This is a genomic window from Bifidobacterium jacchi (genome assembly GCF_009078285.1).
GTDB classification, from domain to species: Bacteria; Actinomycetota; Actinomycetes; order Actinomycetales; family Bifidobacteriaceae; genus Bifidobacterium; species Bifidobacterium jacchi.
Genome location: NZ_RQSP01000007.1, coordinates 39,108 through 41,718, shown reverse-complemented (window position 1 = coordinate 41,718; position 2,611 = coordinate 39,108). Strand labels below are relative to the sequence as shown.

The window sequence follows — 2,611 nt, the reverse complement described above, 5'->3', positions numbered from 1 at the left end:
GGTTCCCGGCGTTGTTGGTTTGGTCCCCGGTGTCCCCGGCGTCGTCGGCGTGGTCTGCTCGCCATCGCCGGTGCCGCCATCAGCCGCAACCAGTCCCTTGATCGCCGTACCCAGCCGATCGGCAGCCGCGGCGACATCGTCTCCGGATGCACCTGCATCCTTCAGCAACGCTTCGGCGGTGCTGTACGCATGCTGCGCAAGAATCCACGAATCCGCCGTGTACCGCGTTGCATCCAGTGATTCATAATGCGAGACGACGCGTTCCAAATCGGCGCGTTCGTCAAGCGTCGCCACGGTCGTGTAGTCGCTGGCGTCCGGCGTGCGCGTCACTTCGGCGACCGGTCCGGTCAGCTTCGAGAATCCGCTGCTCAACGCCGCGTCGTCCACGTTGCCGTAGTACGAGCCGGAGGTGACGGGCTGGCTGGTGAGCAGTTCCACGGTTCCGGTCAGCCGAGCGTTGCCGCCCACGTAGTAGTGGCCGGAGCCGGGGTTGCCGACCGCCTGGAACCAGGTGTCGATCACCGCGTCGTCGGTCACGGTCGTATCCGAGCCGACGACCACGGAAATCCCCTTCACCACGGCATTGCCGCTCACCGTGCCGCCGTACACCGCCGCATGATCCTCGATGCGCGCGTTGCCGCTGACCACGCCGCCGTACACCGTGGCATTCGGTCCGACGTAGGCGCTGTCGGCGACCTTCGCCGAATCGGCGACCCAGCCGCCGCCGTTGGCATGACGATGCCCGCCGGTCAGCCCATCATGGATGCCGGCCGGCTTCGCGCCGGCAAGATCCACGACATACGGGTACCGGTAGATGCTGTACGACTGCTGCGTCCACAGGTACCGCTGCATCACGCTCGGCGTGCCGGCCACCACCAGATACACGCGCTGATCGCCGGGCTTGAGCGCGAACGTCAGCAGCCCGTCCGACGTGGACTGCACAGCGCTGTAGCGCGCCTTGCCTGCCGCGTCGATCGCGACCACGCTCCAACGCCAGCCGGATGCCGGTTCCGGTACGCTCGCGGGCTGGTTCCAGCCGGTGCCGTCGTCGCCTTCCTTCGGGAACGCGCTGGTCGCCGACTTGCTCTGCCGAATGCCGTGGAATCCGACCGTGATCGAGGTCGCGCCGGCATCCGGGTTGAGTTTGACGACGTTGTAGCCGCCCTGCTCCGGTGCCTGCTCATTGAGCACCTGATAGCGCCCGGCGATGGGCTTGCCGTTCGCGTCGGTCGTCTGATCGAGATAGGTGAGCCGGTTCGTGCGCACCTGGAACGTGCCCATTGGTCCAGCCGGTCCGACCGAGCGATCCTCGATGTCGCCATAGTAGTCGGAGAACACCTGCTGCAGCGATTTGCCGCCGTCGCTGGTGGTGCCCGGATAATCCCAGGTGACGTTGTGCGCCGCGTATTCGCCGATCAGATCGTTGTACTGCGTCTGGCTGAGACCCAGCGCCTCGCGCAGATACTGCATCGGATTGTCGTCGGGACTGTCGGGCGTGGTGAACGCGCGCCACCACGCCTTGGAGATAGCGCCGACGCCGTACTTCTCGGCGATGTACTCAAGGAACTGCCAGCTGTAGTACATGAAGTGCGAGGAGCCGAAATGCACGCTGGGGTTGTTGACCATCAGATCGGTGTAGTGCGGGTCGGTCTTGCCGGTGGCATGGAACGCGGTCCAGTTGGCGTGCATCTCGAAGATCCACTGCCGGTCCTGCATGAACTCGCCGGTTGCGAACTGCAGCGTGTGGGTGAACTCATGCGCCAAACCCCAGTCGTCTCGCATATTGGTCGGCATCATCCACATCGCGGGATAGTTGTCGTTGGTCGAACCGCCCGACAGACCGGTCGCATGGTTGACGATGACCATGATCTTGTGCTTGACGGCACTCGCGCAGCCGGGAGCGGGGAAGTCGATGCCGTTCGGATCGGTGAACAGATCGTAGTCCTTCTCCAACTGGTTGGCACCGTACTTGATCGTATCCATCGTGAGTTTGCCGGTGTCGTTGGTCGTGCCCGGGTCCTTCTCGTCGGCGTCGGTCCAGTAGAACGCGAAATGATCGGTTTCGTAGCCGACCTTCGCGGTGGCCGACTTGCCGCTGGAATCCACGTAGGTCAGATCGGCGGAATCCTTGGGTTGATAGGTCTGCCATGCGCCGGTCGCGGGAACGCAGTCGGCGTTGGATTGCGGCACGTCGGCGGCGCTCGCGGTGGGTGCCGCCGACGCAGGCGCAGCGAACGAAGCCGCGGCGAGCAGCGTCGGCGCGATCAGGCAGGAGGCGGCCGCGATCGCAGCGATGAGAGCCCGTGGTGCGCGTGGTGCGTGCGATGTGCGCGGTGCGCGTGGGTTGGGAAAATGCGTCATGAGATGAATCCTTCCGTCATGTCTGTGTGTGGTCTGCGGATGGTCGGCGGATTGCTAGCGGGCCGATGCCGCAGCCCGCATCCGGCGGCGAACCGCGATCAGCGACACGCCGAGTCCGGCGGACAGCGCCAGCGCGGCAAGCGCCGGAGCCGGCGACGAGCCGGTGGACGAAAGCGTCGGCTTGTCGGTCGCCTTGGGCTTGCTCTTGTCGATCAGATCGCCGTTCGACTCCGTTGGAATGGTCGGCTTG

Annotated in this window: 2 protein-coding genes; both read right to left on the bottom strand. The window is 65.1% G+C overall.

Going from position 1 to position 2,611, the window contains the following annotated elements:
• On the bottom strand, positions 1 to 2,361 hold a 2,361-nt coding region (locus EHS19_RS03380), incomplete at its 3' end, for a DUF6055 domain-containing protein (RefSeq protein ID WP_175578272.1).
• A 54-nt stretch (positions 2,362 to 2,415) separates the two neighbouring features.
• A partial coding sequence (locus EHS19_RS10695; RefSeq protein ID WP_175578271.1) for a hypothetical protein occupies positions 2,416 to 2,611 on the bottom strand: 196 nt, incomplete at its 5' end.